This is a genomic window from Pseudomonas sp. Bc-h (assembly GCF_002080045.1).
Classification (GTDB): domain Bacteria; phylum Pseudomonadota; class Gammaproteobacteria; order Pseudomonadales; family Pseudomonadaceae; genus Aquipseudomonas.
On sequence record NZ_MUIN01000001.1, the window covers coordinates 174,025 to 196,728 of the forward strand.

26 protein-coding genes are annotated in these 22,704 nt (G+C 60.6%); 9 read left to right on the forward strand and 17 right to left on the reverse strand.

Annotated features, from left to right (window positions below; translation table 11 throughout):
• Positions 1 to 3 precede the first annotated feature (3 nt).
• From gspF to gspM, 8 genes are read left to right on the forward strand one after another with little or no spacing between them, the layout of a single operon-like run.
• Positions 4 to 1,215 carry a type II secretion system inner membrane protein GspF gene (gene gspF, locus BWR59_RS00790; RefSeq protein WP_081563744.1) on the forward strand — a complete coding sequence of 404 codons (1,212 nt, stop codon included), beginning with the start codon at positions 4 to 6 and terminating at the stop codon, positions 1,213 to 1,215.
• 4 nt (positions 1,216 to 1,219) lie between these two features.
• On the forward strand, positions 1,220 to 1,663 hold the full coding sequence (gene gspG / locus BWR59_RS00795) for a type II secretion system major pseudopilin GspG (protein ID WP_081563745.1): 444 nt from the start codon (positions 1,220 to 1,222) through the stop codon (positions 1,661 to 1,663).
• A complete protein-coding gene (gspH, locus tag BWR59_RS00800) occupies positions 1,663 to 2,130 on the forward strand; it encodes a type II secretion system minor pseudopilin GspH (RefSeq protein WP_081563746.1) in 468 nt (155 codons plus the stop codon). The genes gspG and gspH overlap by 1 nt, the downstream gene beginning before the upstream one ends.
• On the forward strand, positions 2,120 to 2,494 hold the full coding sequence (gene gspI, locus BWR59_RS00805; RefSeq protein WP_081563747.1) for a type II secretion system minor pseudopilin GspI: 375 nt from the start codon (positions 2,120 to 2,122) through the stop codon (positions 2,492 to 2,494). The genes gspH and gspI overlap by 11 nt, the downstream gene beginning before the upstream one ends.
• Entirely contained in the window at positions 2,491 to 3,042 is a 552-nt protein-coding gene (gene gspJ, locus BWR59_RS00810; protein ID WP_081563748.1) for a type II secretion system minor pseudopilin GspJ, read from the forward strand. The genes gspI and gspJ overlap by 4 nt, the downstream gene beginning before the upstream one ends.
• The gene (locus BWR59_RS00815; RefSeq protein WP_081563749.1) at positions 3,039 to 3,896 is read left to right on the forward strand and encodes a type II secretion system protein GspK; all 858 of its coding nucleotides are present in this window, start codon (positions 3,039 to 3,041) and stop codon (positions 3,894 to 3,896) included. The genes gspJ and BWR59_RS00815 overlap by 4 nt, the downstream gene beginning before the upstream one ends.
• Positions 3,889 to 4,998: a type II secretion system protein GspL gene (gene gspL / locus BWR59_RS00820; RefSeq protein WP_081563750.1), complete on the forward strand. Its 1,110-nt coding sequence runs from the start codon at positions 3,889 to 3,891 to the stop codon at positions 4,996 to 4,998. Before BWR59_RS00815 ends, gspL begins: the two co-directional genes overlap by 8 nt.
• A gap of 23 nt (positions 4,999 to 5,021) precedes the next feature.
• Positions 5,022 to 5,453, forward strand: coding sequence for a type II secretion system protein GspM (gene gspM, locus BWR59_RS00825; RefSeq protein ID WP_269140269.1), 432 nt, complete (start codon positions 5,022 to 5,024; stop codon positions 5,451 to 5,453).
• Between the two features lie 7 nt (positions 5,454 to 5,460).
• Here the strand turns inward: gspM and BWR59_RS00830 are convergent, their stop codons facing one another.
• Positions 5,461 to 6,690 (reverse strand): MFS transporter, encoded by a 1,230-nt coding sequence (locus tag BWR59_RS00830; RefSeq protein ID WP_143490740.1) that lies wholly within the window; start codon positions 6,688 to 6,690, stop codon positions 5,461 to 5,463.
• Positions 6,691 to 6,843: 153 nt separating this feature from the next.
• On the opposite strand from BWR59_RS00830, the gene BWR59_RS00835 reads away from it, so the two are divergent.
• Positions 6,844 to 7,734 (forward strand): LysR family transcriptional regulator, encoded by an 891-nt coding sequence (locus BWR59_RS00835; RefSeq protein WP_081563753.1) that lies wholly within the window; start codon positions 6,844 to 6,846, stop codon positions 7,732 to 7,734.
• A gap of 14 nt (positions 7,735 to 7,748) precedes the next feature.
• Here BWR59_RS00835 and BWR59_RS00840 read toward each other — a convergent pair whose 3' ends face one another.
• From BWR59_RS00840 to BWR59_RS00915, 16 genes are all read right to left on the reverse strand, one after another.
• Positions 7,749 to 8,168, reverse strand: coding sequence for a hypothetical protein (locus BWR59_RS00840; RefSeq protein WP_081563754.1), 420 nt, complete (start codon positions 8,166 to 8,168; stop codon positions 7,749 to 7,751).
• Between the two features lie 65 nt (positions 8,169 to 8,233).
• Complete coding sequence (locus BWR59_RS00845; RefSeq protein WP_081563755.1) at positions 8,234 to 9,058, reverse strand: lipid II-degrading bacteriocin; 825 nt, start codon at positions 9,056 to 9,058, stop codon at positions 8,234 to 8,236.
• Between the two features lie 414 nt (positions 9,059 to 9,472).
• Positions 9,473 to 9,919 carry an excinuclease gene (locus BWR59_RS00850; RefSeq protein WP_081563756.1) on the reverse strand — a complete coding sequence of 149 codons (447 nt, stop codon included), beginning with the start codon at positions 9,917 to 9,919 and terminating at the stop codon, positions 9,473 to 9,475.
• A 32-nt stretch (positions 9,920 to 9,951) separates the two neighbouring features.
• The gene (locus BWR59_RS00855; protein ID WP_081563757.1) at positions 9,952 to 11,178 is read right to left on the reverse strand and encodes a beta-ketoacyl-ACP synthase; all 1,227 of its coding nucleotides are present in this window, start codon (positions 11,176 to 11,178) and stop codon (positions 9,952 to 9,954) included.
• The gene (fabG, locus tag BWR59_RS00860) at positions 11,178 to 11,906 is read right to left on the reverse strand and encodes a 3-oxoacyl-ACP reductase FabG (protein WP_081563758.1); all 729 of its coding nucleotides are present in this window, start codon (positions 11,904 to 11,906) and stop codon (positions 11,178 to 11,180) included. Before fabG ends, BWR59_RS00855 begins: the two co-directional genes overlap by 1 nt.
• Entirely contained in the window at positions 11,899 to 12,372 is a 474-nt protein-coding gene (locus BWR59_RS00865; RefSeq protein WP_230981930.1) for a hotdog family protein, read from the reverse strand. Before BWR59_RS00865 ends, fabG begins: the two co-directional genes overlap by 8 nt.
• Positions 12,369 to 13,565: a beta-ketoacyl-[acyl-carrier-protein] synthase family protein gene (locus BWR59_RS00870; protein WP_081563759.1), complete on the reverse strand. Its 1,197-nt coding sequence runs from the start codon at positions 13,563 to 13,565 to the stop codon at positions 12,369 to 12,371. Before BWR59_RS00870 ends, BWR59_RS00865 begins: the two co-directional genes overlap by 4 nt.
• A complete protein-coding gene (locus BWR59_RS00875) occupies positions 13,562 to 14,050 on the reverse strand; it encodes a DUF3261 domain-containing protein (RefSeq protein ID WP_081563760.1) in 489 nt (162 codons plus the stop codon). The genes BWR59_RS00870 and BWR59_RS00875 overlap by 4 nt, the downstream gene beginning before the upstream one ends.
• Positions 14,047 to 14,793, reverse strand: a complete 747-nt coding sequence (locus BWR59_RS00880; RefSeq protein ID WP_081563761.1) for a class I SAM-dependent methyltransferase — start codon at positions 14,791 to 14,793, stop codon at positions 14,047 to 14,049. Before BWR59_RS00880 ends, BWR59_RS00875 begins: the two co-directional genes overlap by 4 nt.
• A complete protein-coding gene (locus tag BWR59_RS00885) occupies positions 14,790 to 16,037 on the reverse strand; it encodes an NAD(P)/FAD-dependent oxidoreductase (protein WP_081563762.1) in 1,248 nt (415 codons plus the stop codon). Before BWR59_RS00885 ends, BWR59_RS00880 begins: the two co-directional genes overlap by 4 nt.
• Positions 16,028 to 18,394, reverse strand: coding sequence for a hypothetical protein (locus BWR59_RS00890; protein ID WP_230981931.1), 2,367 nt, complete (start codon positions 18,392 to 18,394; stop codon positions 16,028 to 16,030). The genes BWR59_RS00885 and BWR59_RS00890 overlap by 10 nt, the downstream gene beginning before the upstream one ends.
• Positions 18,384 to 18,989: an outer membrane lipoprotein carrier protein LolA gene (locus BWR59_RS00895; protein ID WP_081563764.1), complete on the reverse strand. Its 606-nt coding sequence runs from the start codon at positions 18,987 to 18,989 to the stop codon at positions 18,384 to 18,386. The genes BWR59_RS00890 and BWR59_RS00895 overlap by 11 nt, the downstream gene beginning before the upstream one ends.
• A complete protein-coding gene (locus BWR59_RS00900) occupies positions 18,986 to 19,411 on the reverse strand; it encodes an acyl-CoA thioesterase (protein ID WP_081563765.1) in 426 nt (141 codons plus the stop codon). Before BWR59_RS00900 ends, BWR59_RS00895 begins: the two co-directional genes overlap by 4 nt.
• Positions 19,404 to 20,948, reverse strand: a complete 1,545-nt coding sequence (locus BWR59_RS00905) for an aromatic amino acid ammonia-lyase (protein WP_081563766.1) — start codon at positions 20,946 to 20,948, stop codon at positions 19,404 to 19,406. Before BWR59_RS00905 ends, BWR59_RS00900 begins: the two co-directional genes overlap by 8 nt.
• Complete coding sequence (locus BWR59_RS00910; protein ID WP_081563767.1) at positions 20,929 to 21,873, reverse strand: glycosyl transferase; 945 nt, start codon at positions 21,871 to 21,873, stop codon at positions 20,929 to 20,931. Before BWR59_RS00910 ends, BWR59_RS00905 begins: the two co-directional genes overlap by 20 nt.
• Entirely contained in the window at positions 21,870 to 22,604 is a 735-nt protein-coding gene (locus BWR59_RS00915; protein ID WP_081563768.1) for a glycosyltransferase family 2 protein, read from the reverse strand. The genes BWR59_RS00910 and BWR59_RS00915 overlap by 4 nt, the downstream gene beginning before the upstream one ends.
• Positions 22,605 to 22,704 lie beyond the last annotated feature (100 nt).

A 22,704-nucleotide genomic window follows, 5' to 3' on the forward strand; every position in this document is an offset into this window, starting at 1 on the left:
GCCATGGGGTTGTTCGACTATCAGGCAGTGGATGCCAGCGGCCGACGCAGTCGTGGTCAGGACCAGGCGCAAAGCCCCCGCCACGTTCGCCAGCGGCTGCGAGAACGCGGCTTGCAGCCAATCGAGGTCAAACCGGCTGCCGGGCAAGCGCGCAAAGGTATCGAGCGCCCGCGCAGCCAGCGGCTCAGCTCAGCGGAGCTGACCTTGGTCACCTTGCAGTTGTCGACCCTGGTTCAGGCCGGGTTGCCTCTGGAGGAGGCTTTGCAGGCAGTGGCTGCGCAGAGCGAGAAACGCAGGATCGGTCAGTTGATCGGGGCAGTGCGTACCCGGATCACCGAGGGTCACGACCTGGCCTCGGCGCTGATGGTATTTCCCCGCGCATTCCCGGCGCTGTTCTGCGCCACTGTCGCCGCCGGTGAGCGTTCGGGTCATCTGGGCCAAGTGCTGGAGCAACTGGCGCAGTACACAGAAGCGCGCCAGCAGTCACGGCAGAAAATCCAGCTCGCTCTCGTGTACCCAGTGATCTTGCTCTGTGCCTCGTTGCTCATCGTGAGCTTTCTGCTGGGCTACGTGGTGCCGGACGTGGTCAGGGTATTCGTCGACAGCGGTCAACCATTGCCGATGCTGACAGAGGGCCTCATCGCCGTCAGCTCGGGTGTGCGTCTTCACGGAATAACCCTTCTGGCGATTCTCGCTTCGCTTGCCGGGTTAGCACGTTGGGCGCTGCGGCGTCCTTCTCTTCGTATGCACTTTCACAATGGGTTGCTGCGCACGCCGGTGCTGGGTGGCGTTCTCAAGGCCATGGATGCCGCCCGGTTTGTCAGCACCCTGGCAATTCTCGGCAAAAGCGCTGTGCCGCTTGTCGATGCGCTGCAAATCTCCGCGACCGTGGTCGCAAGCCTGCCGATCCGCGCGCGCATGTACGAGGTGGCGCGGCGGGTTCGCGAGGGCCAGACACTGACACGCAGTCTGGAGCAGGGCGCGGATATCCCGCCACTGATGCTGCACATGATTGCCAGTGGCGAGCGTGCGGGTGAACTCGACCGAATGCTCGAACGCGCCGCGCAGCAGCAGGAAAAGACCCTCGCTGCCAGCATCGCGCTGATGGTGAGCCTATTCGAGCCGGCAATGCTGGTGGTGATGGGTGGCGTGGTGCTGCTCATCGTCATGGCCATTCTGATGCCAATCCTTAACCTCAACCAACTGGTGAATTGAGCCTATGGCACTTCCGCGAAAACGTCGGCAACACGGTTTTACCCTGATAGAAATCATGGTGGTGGTAGTGATCATCGGCGTACTCGGAGCGATGGTGATCCCGCAGTTCATGAGCCGCCCGGACCAGGCCAAGGTTACCGCTGCACACACTGACATTCAGGCGTTAAGCACAGCGCTGGAGATGTACCGGCTCGACAACTTCAACTATCCCTCTACCCAGCAGGGGCTGGAGGCGCTGGTCAAACGTCCTTCGGGTGCGCCACTGGCGAAGAACTGGAACCCGCGGGGTTATCTCAAGAGTCTGCCCGCCGATCCATGGGGTACTCCTTACCAGTACCTGAGCCCCGGAACGGCCAGCGCGCCGTTCGATCTTTACTCCTACGGCGCGGACGGTGTAGCGGGCGGCGATGATTTTGCAGCCGATATCGGCTACCGGACTGGCGAGTGATGCCGCAGCGGGTTCGCGGCTTTACCTTGCTGGAACTGCTGGTGGTCATGGTGCTGATCGGCATTGTGTTGTCATTGGCCGTGACCGGCCTGACCGCAGGCCCGGCTCAGCAGGCACGGCAGCAAGCCAGTGAATTGCTGAGCCTGCTCATTCAGTTGAGAGACACGGCCGTGGCCGAAGGACAAGAGTACGGCCTGAGTTTTGACGATCACGGATACCGTTTGAAGGCATGGCAGGACGGGCAATGGCTCAATCGAAGCGATTGGCGCCTGCCGGATGGAATGTGGTTCCGCCTGGAGCTCGAAAGTCAGCCGCTGCACTTGGGACGCCGGGGTGACGAACCGCAGTTGCTGATTCTGAGCAGTGATGAAATGAGCGCTTTCACCCTCCATTACGAAACCGCCCACGGCCGCTGGTTAAGCATCTACGCGGATGGCGTGAACGATCCGGTGATCAATGAGGGCTGAGCGCGGCTTTACCCTGCTTGAGGTCATGATTGCCCTGGCGGTATTCGCCTTGCTGTCCAGTGCCGTGCTGTCGGCCTGTCAGTTCGTGCTTGATCAGAGCGGTGGTTTGCGTGAGCGTTTGTTCGCAAGCTGGCTGGCGGACAACCAGCTGACCGAACTGCGGCTGCGGCCTCCAGGCATTGGCCGTCAGCGTATGGCACGCAGCTTCGCGGGCGAGTCGTGGGTGATTGAGCAGACAGTCGAAGGTGACCGCGACGGCCCTATGCTCAACGTCGAGCTGCACGTGCTAAGGGGTACCGGCGCGGCAGCCGTTTATCGCACGTCGGGCTGGATCGCCCGGCCGCCAGAGCCCGTGCAGCCATGAGCCGACAGCGCGGGTTTACCCTGCTGGAGCTGCTCGTCAGTCTGGCGATATTCACGCTGATCGGGCTGGCGAGCTGGCGTCTGTTCGACGGTGTGTTTCGCGTGCAGGAACAAGTGCGGCAAGAGGAGCGGAGCCTTCGCACGTTACGGCGGGCCATTGCGATGATCGAGCGTGATGTGCTGCAGATCGTCTCGTCATCGAAAGCGCAACCGGTGGTGATACGCCAAGGCATCTTGAACCTGCATCGCGGCAACTGGCGCAACCCGCTAGGACACCCACGAGGAGAGCGCCAGGAAGTCAGTTACGTCGTGGAGCGCGACCGGCTGTGGCGCTACAGTCGCAGTCCGGACCTCTCGACTGTCCAGCGGCAGGCGCTGCTCAGCGAGGTACACAGGCTCGACTGGCGTCTGTATGACGCCCGGTCCGGTTGGCGAAAGGACTGGCCGACCGGGCCTGATGCAGGTCGACCACGTGCACTGGAGATGACGTTGTCCGTCGGCGGCTTTGCAGAGATCCGTCGGGTATTTGTGCTGGCGGATGGCTCATGACTCATTGCGGCCAGCGCGGTGTCGCGCTGATCAGTGTCTTGCTGATCACCAGCTTGGCCTTGTTGGTGGTGGCAGGCCTGATGCGCAGCCACCGTCTTGCGCTGCAAGGTACTGCGCAGCAGCTGCAACAGCTGCAGATGCGCCAGGCAGCGCTGACAGCGGAAAGCCGGGCCGCGCAGCTGTTACAGGCGGCTGATTTACAGGAGGCACGAACGGTCAACTTCTCTCAGGATTGGGCGAACAAGGCTGAGGCTCATGAACTGCCGGATCTTGAGCTTCAGGTACGGATCGAAGACCTCGGCGGGCGCTTCAACCTGACTCGGCTGGTGGCCACTGACAACGTGGACGAAGTCGCGCAGCAGCGCTGGGCACGGCTGCTTGAGGCGTTGGGAATTCCACTCATCGATCCGATTGCGTTGAAGGGCATCACCCTGACCGATCCCGCGCAGCTTCAGCGGCTGCCGGGCGTACGTAAAGAAGACCTGAAGCGTCTGCTGCCATGGGTGGCGGTGTTGCCCTATGAGGCGTCGCTCAACGTCAACACTGCTCCGGCTCCGGTATTGGCCGCCCTGGAAGGCATGACGCTGTCTAGCGCCAGAGGGCTGGTGAGCCAGCGACCAGCGCAAGGCTACTCCGATACCGAGGCGTTCACCCATGCGCCAGGCGTTCAGGGCCTGGGAGTCTCGACCCACGGCCTGGGAGTAAGCAGCCGCTGGTTCCGCATCACTGTTGACGTGCACATCGCCGCCACTCGGTTACGCCTGGTCAGTGATCTGGAGCGCGTTCGCCATACCCGCCGCACGCGAGTGATTCAGCGGCGTATGACATCACCGGCAGAGAGTGCTCATGAATAGTTGGCTTTATCTCGGCGTCAAAAGCATCCATCACCCAGGCGAGCCATGGGCGGTACAGCATTGGACCAACGATGCCTCCCCGTCGCGGTGCAGCCTGGCCGAGGCAGGAACGGCCCTGCAAGGCAGGGCAGTGCAGGTAATCCTGCCCATGGAAATCTGCAGCTGGCTGCGCAGCGCCCCGTGGCCGGGGCGACGCAAGCCTCACGCGCTGGCGTTGGCATATGCTGTAGAAGAGCAGTTGAGCGAAGACCTCGACGATTTGCATCTGGCGGTGGGAAGCCCTGACCTCGAGCGTCGATTCCCCTTGCTGGTGATCAGAAAATCGACGCTGCGCATCGTTCTGGATTCATTACGGGCCGCAGGCATTCATGTAACTGGCGTCTGGGCCGATGCAGACCGCTTACCTTCGGACCGACCCTGCGGCGTGTGGGTGGATGGGCGATGGCTTTTGGGTGGGGCGATCGAGGCGCGTCTGGCGCTGTCTGATCAAGCGTTGAGTGTGCTGCGCCATCGCTTGCCTGTTGATACCTGCTGGCGGGATGAACGCTTGCCTGCGCAACCTCCCTGCATACCTTTGCTTTCTGCCGCCAATACCCGATCAATCAATCTGTTGCAGGGCGATTTCCGGCTGTCGTCGAGCACGTGGCGGTGGCGCTATGGAGTGCTGGCGCTCGTCTGCGTGTTCGCGTTGTCCTGGGGGGCGAGCGTTTCTCGTGCCCAGTATCTGGAAGCTCTGGCTGGAAAGCTGTACGAGCAAAGTCTGCAGCGGTTTCGAAGTCTTTATCCAGAGCAGACTCGCATCGTTGATCTGCCAGCACAGCTCAAGGCGTTACAGGCTGGCGCCTCTGAAAAGCAGGGGCCGATGACTTCGCTGCTCAAGGTTGTGGCGCAGGTCATCGCGGCCAGCGGTGCTCAGGTACGCAGGATTGAGTTCAATGCGACCGAAGGCTGGAAAATGGCGATCACGGCGGGGAGTTTCAACGAACTGGAGCGCTTGCGTGAGCGAGGTGCCCAGAGCGGGTTGCCGCTGCGGCTCGACAGCGCGAGCAAAAGCCGGGATGGCATAAACGCGATGCTCATCATCGAGGCGCCAGGCAAATGATCGGATTCAGAGTATTGCCCTCGATGGCTGAGCGCTGGCGACAACTTGGTGGGCGGGAGCGAGCGATGTTGGCGCTGCTTGGCGTTTTCCTGTTGGTCGCGACGTCGATCAAAGGCGTCTGGCAGCCGACGCAGCAACGCCTGGAGCGCGCCGAGCGTACCTATCAGCAACGTCTGGCGCTGGCGTTTGACATGCAGAAGGCCCGACCCATCCGGCAATCGCAATCCAGTCAGCCATGGTCAAGCCACCTAAGTGAAAGTGTGGCCGCTGCCGGGCTCGAGTTGTTGCAACTGGACAAGGATCCACGCAGTTTGCGTGCAGCCATCAGTGGCGACGGGCGTGTGTTGCTTGACTGGCTGATCAAGACGGAACGCGATGGCGCCCGTATGCAGTCAATGGTGCTGGAGCGACAGGATGACCAGTTGCGCGCCAGCGTGGTCTGGATGCTCGATTGACTGGCAGTCAAACCTGCACATTCACCGCCAACGGCGGGACCTTCGCCAGTTTGCGCGCAGCGGCCAGTGCGATCAGCAGCAGGATGGCGATGAATACGCCGATGCCGTTCCAGCCGCCGTAGTGCCAGAACATGCCGCCCCCGGTGCCGGCGATGCTGGAGCCGACGTAGTAGCTGAACAGGTACAGCGATGAGGCCTGGCCCTTGGCCTTGATGGCGCGGCGGCCGATCCAGCTGCTGGCAACCGAGTGGGCGCCGAAGAAACCGAACGTGAAGAGCAGTACACCGATGACTACCACTGCCAGCGGGGTGAACATGGTCAGGGCGAGGCCGGCCAGCATCAGCACGATCACGGCCCACAGCACGTTGCGGCGCCCCAGCTTGTCGGCCAGCGCGCCGATCTTCGCTGAGCTGTAGATCCCTGACAGATAGACCACCGAGAACAGTCCGACCACGGCCTGGCTCAGGTTGTAGGGATCGGCGAGCAGGCGATAGCCGATGTAGTTGAACAGGGTCACGAAGGCGCCCATCAGCAGGAAGCCTTCAAGGAACAATAGCGGAAGACCGGCGTCACGGAACTGCAGAACAAAACCGTCCAACAGGCTTCGGGCATTGAGAGGACGAGCGCGGAAATTGCGCGACGGCGGCAGGATTTTCCAGAAAACGCAGGCGGCTGCGAGGGCGATCAGTCCCATGATCGACAGCGCGGTGTGCCAAGTGACGTAATCGCTCAACACGCCCGTGATCAACCGGCCGCTCATGCCGCCGATTGCGTTGCCACCGATATACAAACCCATGGCCAGGCCAATGTGCTGAGGGTGGATCTCTTCGCTCAGATAGGTCATCGCCACTGCTGCCAGACCGCTCAGCGAAAGTCCCACGAACGCACGGGTCACCAGCACGCCTTCCCAGCTCGGCATGAAGGCGCTGGCAACGGTAAAAAGGGCTGCGGAGAACAGCGAAAACACCATCACCGACTTGCGCCCGAGACGATCGGAGATGGGGCCGGTGATCAGCAGGCCAATGGCGAGCATCGCGGTGGAAACCGAGAGGATCAGACTGCTTTGTGCCGCGTTGATGGAAAACTCCCGGGACAGCACGGGCATCATCGGTTGTACGCAATAGAGCAGGGCAAAGGTGGCGAAGCCTCCAGAGAACAACGCGAGGACAGTGCGAATAAAAGCGGGGGTGTCTTTCTCGATGTAGGAATCGCCCAGCGGGATGGCGGCTTCGATCATTTCAGACTCGGACGCGGCGGGGGATGCAGCAGTATTCACGGTGGACCTCGGAGGAGCGGGGCGACTATGTGAAAAAGAATATAGCTGGCTAACGATTCTTTCCAATATATTGTTCGACCTGTTTGATAGGTTTAACGACCTAATGGAAAAGTCATGGAATTACGCCACTTGCGTTACTTCATCGCCGTCGCCGAAGAACTGCATTTCGGACGCGCCGCCGAGTCACTGGGCATTTCCCAACCGCCGCTGAGCCAACAGATTCAGGCGCTGGAACAAGAGCTCGGCGCGCGCCTTTTCGAACGCACCAACCGACGAGTGGAACTGAGCGAGGCCGGCAGACTGTTCCTTGACGAAGCACGTCTGGTTTTGGCTCAAGTCGAAAAAGCGTCCGACGTGGCTCGTCGTGCCCAATTAGGCGAGTTGGGGGAATTGAAGATCGGTTTCACGGCTTCGGCACCGTTTACCTCCAGTATCCCGCAGGCGATTTTTGCTTTTCGTCAGCGTTACCCAGCGGTACATCTCGCCCTTCAGGAAATGAGCAGCAAGGAGGTTGCCGAGCGCCTGGAAGAAGAGTCGATGCAGGTCGGCATCATGCGTCCGCTGCCACTGCCGGATTCATTGGTGGCTGTAGAGTTGCTGCGCGAGCCGTTGGTCGCCGTCCTTCGTTCCGATCACCCGCTGGCGACAGGAAGCGAACAGGGGATGTACCTGAAGGAGTTGGCCACCGAGCCGTTCGTGTTTTTCCCTCGGACTTACGGCAGCGGTTTGTATGCGCAGTTGCTGAACCTGGCGCGGGAGGCCGGATTCAGCCCGATGTTCACTCAGGAGGCAGGCGAGGCGATGACCATCATCGGCCTGGTGGCGGCGGGCTTGGGAGTGACGGTGCTTCCGGCTTCGTACCAACGCATGCGGATCGACGGCGTGGTGTATCGAACGCTGCTCGATCCCGAAGCCACTTCCGCGGTGTGGCTGGTGCAACGCAAGGACCAGAAATCGCCCATGGCCAAGGCATTCGTTGAGCTGGTGACGCGCAAGGCAGGTTAACCCTGTAAAGCCTGTCAGCTCATTGTCTTTCGCGGGTAACTATAGGCTAAGTGAACCAGAAGGGCGAAGTGCCAGACAATTGGGACGATAAAACTCAGAACGTGGAATATCCCATAAATCGAAACATATAAATTTGAAAGTGATAGTCCGAGAGCGGGCAGATAAGCGAATAACCAAGGACGCTTGGCCAGGTTGCGAGATGGACTGCTGGTTTTGAGCCAAAAGTACATAGCGGTGATTGTGATGGTTACAAGGCTGGCGAAGGTCGGTGCCAGATTAAAAATAACGAATCTTGAATACTCCAAGGCTGCTTCGCCGACATCATAGTCTTGGTGCCCGGTGGTGCGCAGTAGCACTGGTGACCATAAAGATAACCAGCCGCCCACGATTAAAAAGCCGTTGATGAAAAGATGGCTTTGTAGGCGATTTTTCATTGATACTCCCTCCCGCAGCTTCCGTTAAAGTTGCGCCCCCCCTGGCAGGCAGAAGGGCGCGATACTCACTGTGAATAATGTAGAGGAAGCGATCCTGAAATAACGATTTCGTACGGTTTTGACTGCTCGCTATCCATTATTGCTCTTAATACGGTAGTTGAGGTTTCCGCAAGCCAGGATCTATGGCTTGACGCATCTGCATCATATATATCGTGATAAGCCCTTGCCTCCCCTGTAAATGTGAAGTGTTTAGAGTCCGACTTGCGAACAACTCCACTGATTTTCAAGGTAATATTCCCTAGATATGCCCCGGCTATGGATGAGTCTGCACCTGAATTATATCCTACCTTCTCTAGAAATATGGGGGAGCTGCCGATATGAGCGTTTTCGAGCAAGCTCCGTAGCGTAGGGATATTATTGGGCGTTGGATTAATACCGATCTTTTCTATTTTTACGTGCAGTGGTGTACCTTCACCAGAGATTGCATGAGCCAAAGCTTTCAGTGGGGAAAAAATATCTCCCGAAACCTCTTTCTGATTTTTATCAATGGAGGCGCTTTGAACACTCGCTTTGTTTAACCCTTTTAGCCATGCATCGGATTTAGTGGCGTTCGGATGAAGACACATATACTGGTCGGCGTAATGCGCCGCAGTCAAGTCCTCTTTGAGCGGGCCATCGAAGGTTGGATATTGAGCCCGTGCCATGAGTAAGTCGTTTATTGCTGCTCGCCAATTACCATTTAAGTAATTTCCTGACCGCCGGATGGCGGCTGAACCCCGGACTACGTGGGGTGGGAAGGGTGGTCCAGCGCTAGGGCCTTTATTCCCGGGACGGCGATGGGGCGCGGTGGCATTAATGGAGGTCGGTGGAAGGTTAATAGTATTTTGCATTGCGAATTTCCTTATCTAAGTTTCCTGTTTTTAGCAGCTGTTTGCTGTGAAGTCAGGAAAGCAAATGCTCGGCGAGGTCGCAATGCCGGTTCCTGTGAAAGGGACATATCCTACAAGAATGTCGGAAGTTGTATTGCTCGACGTATGAATTGCTTGTTCAGGTGGAAGGTGAATGCTTTGCGGCGGCCTTTGCTTTTCTTGATCGTCTCTAGCCGGCCCCTATACAGAAGTTGTAACTAGGGAGGCAGAGGGTGTTCTGTACTGCGGCGAATACTAATTTATGCGTGGAAACGCTTGCTCGCGAATGCGGTGGTTCAGCCATTATTGTGGTGACTGGCTGAATGCATTCGCGAGCAAGCTCCCTCTCACAAGGATCGTGAGGCACCAACAGAGGTGGGTGTCAGCTTGGGAAAATCACTGCACCTTAGCCAGATCGCCCTTCAGCGCAACACCCGCTATCACAGCACCCGCATGGCACTCGTAGGTGGCTGGATCCTTACGCTCGATTTTCTTGTAGTAGCTGGCGATGTTGACCACGGCGTTGGCGCCCGCGCCTTTCGCGGCTTCGTTCAACTGCAGGATGGCTGACTGCAAGGCCCATTCGCAGGCATCGTTATCAGACTTGTTGAAGGCGTTGGTCTTCTTGTTGGTCACCGCGTTTGGCGACAGCACGGAAACCTTGCCCTTGGGTTGCACGCCCGCCAGATAGAACTTCACTGAGCCATCCAGCTTCTTCTCCTGAAGCATCTGTGCAACGACCTTGTCGAACGGCAGGTACAGCGCGGTATCACGCGCCTGGCTGATGCCCGGCAAAGTGCCCAAAACGATTGCGGCCGCGGCGGCCAACACTTTCAGCTTCATGGTTTCGCTCCTTGAGGTTTCTACGGTATCGATCATTGCCAGCGGCGGAAGATCAACGACGTGTTGACCCCGCCAAATGCGAAGTTGTTGTTCATCACGAACTCGTGATTCATGCGCCGGGGTTCGCCGCGCAGGTAATCCAGCTCGCCGCAGCGGCTGTCGACGTCGTCGAGATTGAGCGTGTGGATATAGCGGTCGCGATTCATCATCTCGATGGTGAACCACGACTCCAGCGCGCCGCAGGCGCCAAGCGTGTGGCCAAGGAAGCTCTTCTGCGAACTGATCGGCATGCGTGAGCCGAACAGGCTCTGCGTCGCCAGGGTCTCGGCGATATCGCCTTGTTCGGTCGCAGTGCCATGACCGTTGACGTAGCCGATGGCATCAGGCGACAGGCCGGCGTCTTCCAGCGCCAGCTCCATGGCACGACGCATGGTGACTTGCTCGGGTCGTGTGGTGTGGACGCCGTCGGCGTTGCTGCCAAAGCCGACGATCTCGGCGTGAATCTTCGCGCCACGGGCCAGCGCATGTTCCAGCTCCTCGAGCACCAACATGCCGCCGCCTTCACCGATCACCAGACCGTCGCGGCCGCTGTCATAGGGGCGCGGGCTGGTGTGCGGTGCATCGTTTTTCAGGCTGGTGGCGTACAGCGCATCGAACACCATGGCTTCGGTCGGGCACAGCTCTTCGGCACCGCCCGCGAGCATCAGTGGAAGGCGACCGAACTTGATCGCTTCATAGGCATAACCCACGCCCTGGCTGCCACTGGTGCAGGCGCTGGAGGTCGGGATCAAACGCCCGGTCAGGTTGAAGAAGATGCTGATATTCGCCGCCGTGGTGTGAGGCATCATGCGCACGTAAGAATTGGCATTGAGGCCTTCGGCGACGGAGTTCAGCAGCATGTTGCCGAACGCCTTGATCTCGTCGGTGCTGCCAGTAGACGAACCGCAGGCCACACCCATGCGGCCGTCGCGAATGATCGGATCGCCCAGCAACCCTGCATCGCGCAACGCCTGCTCCGAAGCACCGACGGCCAGGCGTGAAACCCGGCCCATGCTGCGCAGTTGTTTGCGCGTCCAGTGCGACGGCACGGTGAAGTCATCGATAGGGCCTGCCAGGCGTGTGTTCAGTTCGCTGAAGCGATCCCATTCGTCCATGCGCCGAATGCCGCTGCGGTTGGCGCTGAAATTGGCCTCGATGCTCGCCCAGTCACTGCCCAGCGATGTGATACCGGCCATGCCGGTGACGACGACGCGCTTCATCAGCACAAGCCTCCGTTGACCGCCAGCACCTGGCGGGTGATGTACGAAGCTTCCGCCGACATCAGAAAGTTCACGGCACCGGCGACTTCTTCCGGGGTGCCCATGCGTTGCGCGGGGATCATCTTCAACAGTTCGTCGACGGGTACGTTTTCGTCGAGCATCGCCGTGTCGATCAATCCGGGTGCCACGCAGTTGACGGTAATCTTGCGTTTACCCAGCTCGATGGCCAAGGCCTTGGCCGCACCAATGACGCCCGCTTTGGACGCGCTGTAGTTGACCTGTCCGCGGTTGCCGATCAGGCCCGAGACCGAAGTGATGCATACAATGCGGCCAGCGGCGCGGCGACGAATCATCGGCATCATCACCGGATGCAGTACGTTGTAGAAACCGTCCAGATTGGTGCGCATGACCATATCCCAATCTTCATCGGTCAACGCAGGAAACGCACCGTCGCGGGTCAGCCCGGCGTTGCACACCACACCGTAATAGGCGCCATGCGTTTCGACGTCGGCCTCAAGCGTTTCTTTGCAGGCGGCGCGGTCAGCGACGTCGAATTGCAGCACGCGTGCTTGTTGGCCCAAGGCCTGAATTTGAGCCTGTACCACCTCGGCTTCGGCGCGACCGCTGCGGCAATGCAGCACGATGTCGTAACCGGCTTGCGCCAGACGCAGGGCAATGGCGCGGCCGATGCCACGGCTGGAGCCGGTGACCAGAATTGAGTCAGTCATTGTCGGCTCCTTCGGCCAAATAGCTCGCCGATTGTGGCGGGCGATAAACGTTGAGTCGGGCGCTGGCTTCTATGCCGGGGCCGCTCAGGTGACACTCGAACACGCCCATGCCGCTGTCATCCTGCAGCGAACGCTGGGCGTGGATGATCAGCTCGCTGCCGATCGGGAAATGTTCGACATTGCACTCGAATTTGCGCGTGCCCAGCAAGAAGCCAAGCTCTACAGCTTCGCCTTTGACGCGGGCCTGACAGCCAGCGTATGCGGCCACGCTCTGCGCCATCAGCTCGACGCCGACCCACGCAGGCAGGCTGCCGTCAGGGCGATTGAATAGCCCCCCGGCCCGGACGCTGATCCGCGTGCGGATTTCTTCGTCGCCAAACCCCAGCACTTCGTCGATCAGGATCATGTCGCCTGCGTGAGGCAACAGATCGGCTGGCGGCCACGGGGAAGGGGTCATGGAGGTCATGCGCCATCTCCGATGATCAGACTGACGTTGTTGCCACCGAAGGCAAACGAATTGCTCATCAGGCGACGCGAGGAATTCTGCTGCAGCGTGTCGCCGGGCGTAACCCAGCGCAGTGCAGGCAGGCCTGTATCGGCTTGGCCGTCCCACACATGAGGCGGCAATTGCCGATCGCGGTTTTCCGGCGACAGTGCAAGCCAGCAGAACGCCGCTTCCAGCGCGCCCGCCGCACCAAGGGTGTGGCCGGTCAGGGGCTTGGTGGACGAGCACGGCACGCCCTCGGGGAAGAGAGCATTCACGGCCAGTGATTCCATCGCGTCGTTGTGCTGAGTTGCGGTGCCATGCAGGTTCAGATAATTGATGTCACTGGCGTGCAATTTCGCGTTATCCAGTGCTTTTTGCATCGCCTGGTGTGCGCCGCGTCCGGAGGGTTCGGGGGCGGAAATATGGTGAGCATCGGAACTGGCGCCGGCACCAAGCAGGGCGATGCGGTGATCGCCGCTGGCCTCGCGGGTCATCAGAAACACCGCCGCCGCCTCGCCGATATTGATGCCGCTGCGGTTGATCGAGAACGGATTGCAGCGCTGGTTCGAGACCGCTTCCAGCGACGAGAAACCGTTCAGTGTCAGCTTGCACAGGCTGTCCACACCGCCACACAGCACTGCGTCGCACAGGTTCATGTCGAGCAGGCGCCGAGCGCTGAGCAGGGCGCGGGCGCTGGACGTGCAGGCCGTGGAAATCACGTAGGCCGGGCCACTCACGTCCAGCCACGCGGCGAGAAAACTGGCTGGCGCGCTGAGTTCCTGCTGGTGATAGTCGTAGTCAGCAGGAAAGGCCTCGTCGCGCAGATAGCTCGCAATGCCACGACTGGCTTCGTCGATACCGGAGGTGCTGGTGCCGAGGATCACGCCAATCCGGTGCTTACCGTATTTTGCGATGGCTTTTTGAATATCGGTCTCGATCTGCAACGCCGCAGCTAGTAGCAACTGGTTGTTGCGACTGCTCTGTTGACCAAGCTCAGCAGGGATTTGCGGCAGCAGACTTTTCACCGCCCCGACAGGCAGCGAGCGCTCAGGCACCCAGCCGCTTTCGGTGTGCATGCCCGAGGTGTCGCCGGCGAACAACGTGCGCGCAACGCTTGCGCGATCATCGCCCAGCGAGCAAATAAGCCCCAGTGCATTGAGGTAGGCCGTCATTTTGAGGCCTTGCCTTGAAGCGGGCTGACGACGTACTTCAGTTCACCGCTTTCCAGGGTGATGCGAAAGATGCCCTCGGAGGCGTAATCGACCCTCCATCGGTCTTCGAGGATGCGGCCATGCGGCAGGAGCTGGACGCCCGGATAGTCGAAGCGCACTTCTTTTTCTGAGGTCAATGCGAACAGCACTGCGGCGAACAGTTCTCGGGCCTCAGGGTTTGGCGGCAGCAGGCCGTCGGCTTTCCAGCTGTCTTCCTCCAACTGCTGGCGCGCCAGCGGAATGCCCAGCGGGTCCATCAACGACCAGCGCAGGCCATGGCGCTCTTTCTGGACTACCAACAGCCAGTCCTGGCGCTTGCCAGCCTGTTCGCGCTGGACGTGCAACTGCTGCGGAAACTTGATGTGCGGGATTTGCGCCGGCAAAGGCGCATGGCTGGTGCAGGCGCTCAGCAACAGAACGCAAGCCAGCAGAAGGGTGCGGATCATGAGATGTCACCTTCGAGTGGTGCCTGTGGCGGTTTACGTGCGACAACGTTGATCAACGTCTCTTCACGTTCGCCAAACGGCTTGGGTTTGACCAGTTTCAAACGTTCCAGCAAGCCGAAGTCCCTGGCACGGCTCCACCACAAGTAGGGGTAAGAGACGTTCTGGGCGGCAAATTGAAAACCTTCTTCACGCAACATGTCCAGATATTGCGCCGCGCTCTTCTGCACATGCATCGGATGGCGGAAAAACCAGCGAATTACCCAGGTATCGATGTAGGCCTCGGTAGATTCGGCGAACAGCAGATAACCGCCCGGCTTTAGGACGCGATAAAACTCGGCGAGGGCCTGTTCCTGCTCGACCAGATGATGAAAGGTCTGATGGCAGAACACCACGTCTACGCTGGCGTCCGCGAGTCTCAGGGCGGCGCAGTCGCCGCCGATCAGTTCGACGTTCAGCCGACGGCGTTCGGCTTCTTCACCACTGAGCTTGAGGCTGGCGGGGTCGGCATCCACACCTAGAATCTGCACCGGGTTGAAGACCTTGTGCAGGTACTGGAAGGACTTGCCCTGCCCGCAACCGGCGTCGAGTATCACCGGGTTTTCCGGCAAGTGTTCGCTGAACAGGCTGCGCAGATCGTTGATCGCCACGCGCAACACATGGTGCTGCCAGGTGTGGCTGCGCAGGAAGGCAAAGCCCAGGCGGGTTTCCTCGACGTAGGTGCGGGAATAATACTGTTCAGTCATTGGCCGGTGCTCGCGCAGATTTCCGCCAGCATGCGCAGGCGCCGCTTGGGTTCAGCCACGAACGGGTTGCGCTCGTCCCAGGCGTAACCGGCGAGGATCGAGCAGATCATTCGGCGGATGTCGTCGGTGCTGTTCGGGTAGAAGATCACGTCCTGAAAGCTGCCTTCGTACCAGCCCTCGACATAGGCGCGGAAGGTGTCGACCCCTCGCTTGAGCGGCACGGCGAACTCGCTTTCCCAGTCAACGCTTTCGCCTTGCAACTGACGGTGCAGCACGCCTGCCGCCATGCTGGCCGAACGCATGGCGATGGTCACCCCGGAAGAAAACACAGGGTCGAGGAATTCAGCGGCATTGCCCAGCAGCGCGAAGCCTTTGCCGTGCAGGGTTTTGACGTTGGCGGCATAGCCACCGATGGTCCGCGCCGGGGTATCCCAGACAGCGTTTTGCAACACGCGGCTCAGGCTCGGCGTCTCGTCGATGAATGCGCGCAAACAGGCATCCAGATCCTCGGGTTTTTCCTTGAAGCGTTCGGCAGAAGCCACCACGCCCACCGAGCAGCGGCCGTTACTGAACGGAATCGACCAGAACCACACGTCGCGCAGGGTCGGGTGAACGGTGACTAGAATCTTCTCGCGATCAAAATTTTGATCGTCGATGAGGTCTTCGACGTGGGTGAACACGGCCTGACGCAACGGGAAGTTAGACGGCGCTTCGAGGTCCAGCAGCCGCGGCAATACACGTCCGTAACCGCTGGCGTCGAGTACGAAGCCGGCCTGCACACGGTACTCGCTACCATCGGCGCGCTGCACGTCGAGGACCGGCTGCTCGCCACTGAAGTCAGCGGCAGTGATCGTTTCCAGATACCGGATTTCCACGCCTTGACGCGCTGCTTCATCGGCCAGCAATTTGTCGAAGTCGGCGCGCTGCACCTGGAACGTCGTCGGCTTGCCGTTGCTGAAGGTGTCGCCGAAATCGAAGGCGCTGTACTGCTCGCCACAGGCGAAGGCCGCGCCGTTCTTGCGCTGGAAACCTGCGGCCGTGACTGCTTCGAGCATGCCTGCCTCTTCGACGAAATCGAGGCAGTGCGACAGCAGGCTTTCACCAATGGAGAAGCGCGGGAACTGCTGTCGCTCGATGATCAGAACATCATGACCCTGACGTTTGAGCAGCGCGGCGGCGATGGCTCCGGCAGGGCCGGCACCGATCACCACGATCTGGCGACATTCCATTTCAGCTATGGGCACAAGGTTTCCTTTTCGAGTGTTTTGACGGTGTCGATGTCTTTCGAGGTTGCGGTCGGAGGGCTGGCAGCTGCCCACGGCGCGAGCATGAAGCTGAAGGCAAGGCCCAGGCTGACGGATAGACCGAAGTTGCTGACCGCTGGGGTGCTGGAAATCGCCAGCAACCCGAACGACAGCCAGGTAGTCACCGCGGCGAGCAGAGTGCCGAGCAGACTGACCGCTGTGCCACCGATCTGCTCGCGCATGAGGATTGCGTAATCGACACTGATCGCTGTCACCAGCAGCAAGCCGAACAGGCTGAACAACGTCAGCGGCTGACCAAGCCAGCCCAGGCTCGCCAGGCTGCACAGCGCCGCCAGTAATGGCAGCGCGACGATGCGCAGCGCGCCCCTGAGGCCGAATGGCACAATCAGCAGGATGACGATCAGTACGCACGACAACAGCTTCAGTTCGGCTGCACTGACCTGAGTGGCGGCGAAGACCTTGTTCAGATCGCCCAGCCGATCCACCAGCTGCACGCCAGGCAGGTCCTGAGCCTGTATCCGCAGCAGGTTCGCATCATTCAGGCCTTGCAGGCTGACGATCCCCGCCACGCCTTGCTCGGTTTTACCCATCCACAGCAAACGCCAGGGCTCGCCCAAAGGGCCGGCCAACAGGCTGTCGATGTCTTGAGTGGGCAGGGCACGCAAGGCTGCGAGCTCCTTGTTCAACGCTTCCAAGGGTACGCCAAGGTCAAGCAGCGGCTGCCAGTATCCGGGCAGTGCGTCGAGAGCGTTGTGTGCTGACATTTGTTCAGCGGGAGTTGCCACCAGTTGATTCAACGCCAGGTAGCCTTGCAGCTTGCCCAGCATCACCAACTGATCGAGGCGCAAACTGAGTGCGGTCTGGCGCTCCAGCAATTGTTGCTGATCGACACCGCGAACCAGGAAGAACTGGCTGGTGGGTTGGTAACCGGTAATCCGTGCGACCGAACGCGCCTCGTCAGTGAGGCTTTGTGGCGCGGCGATCCACTGACGGATGTCGTTCTTGGTGGTCAGCTGCCAGAGGCCGGCTGCGCAGAAGATCAACAGCAGCGCCAAGAGAACTGGAGTCCCCACGCGTTTCAGCAGTCGAGCGCGAAGCTCGATCAGACTCTCGGCGACCTTTAGCGGCCATTCGGCCGGGCGCAACTCCACGCCCTTGAGCAGGGCGGGCAGCAGGCACACGGCAGCGAGGTAAGCGCCGATCAGGCCTGCGGCAGAGAACACCGCGATCTGGGTCAGGGCAGGGAAGGGCGTCCAGGCCAGCGCCAGATAACCGATGCAGCTGGTGGCCAGACTCAGGCTCAGGCCCGAGAGCGTGAGGCGCAATGCCGGCCAGCTGCGCCAGGGTCTCAGACTCCAGCCTTTGGAGAGGTAGTGCAGCGGATAGTCCACGGCGACGCCAATCAGGCTTGAACCGAGCACCAGCGTCATCACATGCATCTTGCCGAACAGCGCGATGCACGCCGTGGCGCCGAACAACATACCGACCACAACTGGCACGAACGCCAGCAAAACGCGCCAGCGTCTGAACGCCAACAGCAGCAACAACAGAATGCCCAACGTGGCGCCGCCGCCGACCCAGGTAATTTCCCGGGTCGCTTGTTGTTGTCCATTCGCAGCGTAGAGCAGCCCGCTGGCGGCCAACAGTTGGGCGTCAGCCGTGGTGGCCTGAGCCCGCGCCTCGTCCAGCAGGTCCGAGACCTTGAGTGGCAGGCTCATGTCAAAAGCATCAGCCTGGGTTCGTGCGCGCAGCAGCACCCAGCTTTTGCCATCGGCGTTGGCGATAAGTGCGCCACTGCCGATGTCCAGCTGTACCGAGCCGTGATGCTTCTGACTGTTCTGGATACGGCCGGTCAGGCCCAGCCAATCTTCATGGCTCGGTACCAGACTGAAACCGCCGAAGGGATCGAACAGGCTCTGCACACGCTTCTGGATGAAGGCCTGAGGATGGTCGATCAGCTCGGAACGGTCGCTGTCTGCGAGCATTGCCAGACGCCCTTGCAGTAGCTGTTCGCGCAGCGCCGGAAGGTCGGCCTGCAGGTTCCACTGGACCTTTTCGAACAGCCCGCTCGCCTGCCATTCATCGCTGATGCGGTGGGCCAGTTCGATGGCTTGCTGTTTGTCTGTGTGCCCGACCAACACCAGCATTTCGCGGTTCAGCGGTTCCTGAATACGTCGCTCGGCGCGCAGCTCAAGGCCGTCAGGGTTGTTGCCGGGCACCAGTTCCATCAGGTTTGCCGACAGCGGCGCACCAGCATGCCACTGCCAGCCCGCCAGCGCGGCGACTGCCACCAGGATGATCAGGAAAAGGCGCGGCAGCAGGCGTTCAATCGGCAAAGTCAGCGCGCTCCGAATCGCTCAACGGCTTGGCGCTGGTGCTGTCGATCATCTTAAGCAGCGTGCTGTCCCCCTGGGTTTCCAGCAGTTCGATGCGCTTTACCAGCGCGCCGCCGTCAATGTTGATCTGCTTGAAAATCTGTTGGAGCAACAACGAACGCGGGATCAGCGTCAGCTGCCAGGCTTGCGCGTCGCCGCTCAGATGCAGTTCGAAGTCGCGCTGCAGACCACTGCTGTCGCCTTGCAGCACGGCGAGAAACAAACGGTTCTGCTCGGCGCCGGCGCTCTTGCCGGGGAGCATTTGCCAGCTGTCGTCAGCCTCCCGACGGGCGATGCCGGCGCAGGTGATGCGGTAGTCCTGCTTGAGCGGCGTATTCAAGAGCCAGAGTAGGCCCGAGTCCTTCGCCAGCACGAAGTTACCTTTGCTGGTCAGCGGCTGAGGCAATGAACGCAGGTGTTTTTCCTGAATAAAAGCACCGTGGATCACGCTCGGTTTTGCCAGTTGCTCGCTGAGTTGTTGCAGGTCGAAGGCGTGGGCAAGCGTTGTCAGGCTCAACAGCAGCAAGGTGCAAAGCCCTTTGTGGAAAAGGTTCATGAGAGCGCCCTCTCGACCGCTTCGACGAACACCTTGGGCGAGGCCAGTTGCATCTCGCGGCTGTTGACGTCAACCGCCACCTGCACGGTGCTGGCACGCGTCAAACGCTCGCCCGTGGCCTTGTCGGTAATGAGGTAATCGATCTTCAGGCGGTTTTCCCATTCCACGAGGCTGGCGCGCACGTTGATACGCTGGCCGAACACTGCGCCGCGTACATAACGCAGTTGCAGGTCGATCACCGGCCACGCGTAACCCGATTCGAGCATGTGCGTGTAGTTGTGGCCGAGCTTGTCGAGCAGCGCGCAGCGCGCCACCTCCAGGTATTTCACGTAGTGCCCGTGCCAGACGACGTGCATGGTGTCGACGTCGAAAAATGGCACCAGCACTTCAGTGTCTTCGTGAATAACGCCCTTGCTACGCATGCAGCCTCCAGTGTTGGTTGGCGATGCGTTGCAGGCACAGACGCAGTTCCCCCTCCAGCGCACGGTCTTCGATGACAGGCGGGAAATCTTCACGCAATTGTTCGTGCATCGCGGCCAGCTCAGGAGGGAGCGGGCGGGCGTCGGCGTCACGACTGCGAAGCCATACGCCTTGATTGGCGGCAATCAGCGTAGCGGCGGCAACCTGCTCGGTCAGTTCCAGTACACGAATGGCATCACGGGCCGCGATGGTCCCCATGCTGACCTTGTCCTGGTTATGGCACTCGGTGGAGCGTGAGAACACGCTGGCCGGCATGGTGTTTTTCAGCGCTTCGGCGGTCCAGGCGCTGGTACCGATCTGCACGGCCTTGAAACCGTGGTTGATCATTGCGCGATCCGCTGGCGAGCCGGACAGGTTGCTCGGCAGGCCGTGGTTATAACGCTCGTCTACCAGCAGCGCCAGCTGGCGGTCCAGCAGGTCGGCGACGTTGGCGACGAGGTTTTTCAAACTGTCCATGGCGAAGGCGATATGGCCGCCATAAAAGTGCCCGCCGTGCAGAACGCGTTCGGCTTCGGCGTCGATGATCGGGTTGTCATTGGCACTGTTGAGTTCGACTTCGATGAAGCTGCGCAGCCAGTTCAGGCTGTCCGCCAGCACGCCCAGTACGTGCGGCGCGCAACGCAGGGAATAGCGATCCTGCAGACGATGCAGCGGGGCGGTCGGCGCATCGATCGCCAGATCCTTGCGCAGCCAGGCTGCAACCTGCATCTGCCCCGGGTGGGGTTTGGCGGCGAACAAACGTTCGTCGAAGTGCTCCGGGTTGCCCTGCAACGCCACCACGTTCAGGGCAGTGATACGGGTGGCCAGTTTCAGCAGATAGTCGGCGCGAGCGAACGCCAGGCAGGCGAGGCCGGTCATCACGGCGGTGCCATTCATCAGCGCGAGCGCTTCTTTCGGACGCAGCACCAGCGGGTCCCAGCCCAGTTGCCGATGCACGTCGGCAGACCGACGGCGCTCACCGTTGAACATCACTTCGCGCTCGCCCGACAGCGTTGCTGCGACATACGACAGTGGAGTCAGATCTCCGCTGGCGCCGACCGAGCCTTCTTCCGGAATCAGCGGCAGGATGTCGTGATCGAGAAACCCTTGCAGACGCTCCAGTAATTCGACCCGCACGCCGGAAACGCCATGACACAGCGAGCGCAGGCGCGCGGCCAACACTGCGCGAGTGGCTTGCGCGTCGAGCAGTTTGCCCAGCCCGCAGCCGTGGAAGGTGTACAGATGGCGGGGCAGCGCCTCGACGTGTTGCAACGGCACGGCCACCACACAGGAGTCGCCGTAGCCTGTGGTTACGCCGTAGATCACGCCTTCCTTGTCCAGCAGCGAGTCCAGGAACTGCGCGCCCTTGGCGATGCGCTGGCGGTATTGCGTGTCGCTTTGCAGGGCCGTTGGGCGCTGGCGATTGGACAGGGCCAGGACTTCCTCAATGCTCAGAGGGCGCTCGCCGAAGATGATCGGCTCAGGTGCTTGGTTCGTCATCGGATTTCCAGAACGGGTAGAAGTTGAACCACTGCTGCGGCGCTTGCAGGCAGTAGTGCGCCAGACGGTCGGCGTAGCGTTGGGTCCATTGCGCGATCACCTGCTGGCGGTCACTGCGGCGCCATTCGATTGCGGCGGCAAACGGTTCGAGCATCACGCGATAACCGCTCGGGCCCTTGAGACAGAAAATCAGGTTGATCGGGCACTTCAACAGGCCCGCCAGCAGCCAGGGGCCTTGTGGAAACGCCGCCGAATGACCGAGAAAGTCCACCCGAACGTTGCGCCCGCCATGCAGCGGTACGCGGTCGCCGGCAATGGCCAGCCACTCGCCGCGGTCAAGCCGCTGGCTGAGTTGCAGCATGATCGCCGGGTCCAGTTCGCTGACCTGAATCAGCCGCAGATTGGTGGCCCCGGCTTCGCCCAGCAGACGATTGAAACGTTCGGCGTGCCTGGTATGCACCAGCACATTCATCGTGACCTTTTCGCCGAGTTCGGCCAGCGCTCTACAGACTTCGAGGTTGCCCAGATGCGCGCCGACCAGCATCTGCCCGCGCTCGCCACGCAGTTGATCCCGCAGATTGGCGGGGTCGACGATTTCGATCTGCTCCAGTCGCAGCTTGCCGTTCCACACATCGAGTTTGTCTAGAAGCGCGTCGGCGAAGGCCATGAACTGTTTGAAAACGCGCCAGGTGGTAGGGCGCAGGTCAGGGCGTTGGCTGCATTCGGCCAAGTGTTGCTGGAATTGCCAGGCACTGCGACGAGCGCTGCGGCCGAACAGGAAAAAGTACAGGACAATGCCGTGCAGGATCGGACTCAGCACGCGGCGTCCGAGGACCTTGACGCCCCAGGCGGTGAGCTTCATGAGGAGGAAACTGCCGCGCTCCTCGTGCTCGGCCCAATGCTGCTTTTGCCCAGCCTCGCTCATGGCAGCCACCGGCGCCAGAGAATCAGCGGAAAACGCGCCAACATGCCGAAGAACAGCTTGGTGTGCATCTTCGAAATCAGCGCGTTGTCATGAAACAAGCGGAAATGCGAGAGGCCGTCCTGCGGGTAATGTACCTTGGTCGGCAGCCAGCGCATCGGCTGGTTGCGCCAGGACAAGCGCACAAGAATCTCAGGATCGAAGTCCATGCGCTTGCCCAGATTCACCGTATCGATGAGGTGCAGGACGGGCTTGAGCGGGTAGACCCGGAAGCCGCACATCGAATCGGGAATCTGCAGCGAGAGGCTGTTGATCCAGACCCAGACGTGGGTCAGGTAGCGCGCGTACAACCGGCCTTTCGGCACGCTGGCGTCGTATTGCGGGTAGCCGCAGATCAGCGATTGGGGATGCTCCCGGGAGTTGTCGAGGAACACCGCGATATCGTTCAGATCATGCTGACCGTCCGCGTCGACCTGCAAGGCATGGCTGAAGCCCAGCTTCGATGCCTCGCGCAGACCAGCCATCACCGCGCCGCCCTTGCCCTGGTTGACCGGCAGTTGCACCAGAAATACGTTGTCCTGCTCGGCCAGAGTCTTCAACACTGCGGCGCAGGCCGGGCTACTAGCGTCGTCGACCAACACGCACGGCAGGCCTGCGTCCAGCAGTTCCTGGACCACGGCAGGGACCGCCAGTTCGTGGTTATAGACTGGGATGACGGCGCACGGGTTATGCATTGAAGGCGTCCTTGCTCGAAGTTTCTCTGTGGCAGTCCGGCTTGCAGGCGGTGGCGGATTTGGGATCACTGCCGCCGGCAAGCCGGACTGCTACAGGGCC